Source organism: Adlercreutzia equolifaciens (genome assembly GCF_029076695.1).
Taxonomy (GTDB): domain Bacteria; phylum Actinomycetota; class Coriobacteriia; order Coriobacteriales; family Eggerthellaceae; genus Adlercreutzia; species Adlercreutzia equolifaciens_A.
In genome coordinates this window covers 1-323 of sequence record NZ_JARFIK010000222.1, presented here as the reverse complement: position 1 = coordinate 323, position 323 = coordinate 1, and the positions used below count along the sequence as shown (strand labels likewise).

The 323-nt window shown below is 69.0% G+C and carries 1 protein-coding gene; it reads right to left on the bottom strand.

Going from position 1 to position 323, the window contains the following annotated elements; all coding sequences use genetic code 11:
• On the bottom strand, positions 1-323 hold a 323-nt coding region (locus PZH32_RS12145; RefSeq protein ID WP_275208513.1), incomplete at both ends, for an amidase family protein.

Here is a 323-nt window from a genome sequence, read left to right as displayed (position 1 = left end):
CAGCGATAACCGGTTCGCGCAGAATTCCGATGCGCAGCCGTCCCGGATCACGGCCACAGGCCGACAAGAAGGTCTCGGTCGGTGTCGGGGCGTAGAAGGGGTCTCCCGGCCACGGCCCGGACAGCACGTCAAGAGCGGCTGCGGTGTCGCGCACCGTGCGGGTCAGCACCCCACCGCAGACCAGCCCGGGACCGTCGATCCCGTAAGGACCGGCCGAAACTCGCCCACGGCTGGGTTTGAGGCCGACGACACCGCAACATGACGCCGGGATGCGTATCGACCCGCCGCCGTCGGAGCCTTGAGCGATCGGCACCTGACCAGCC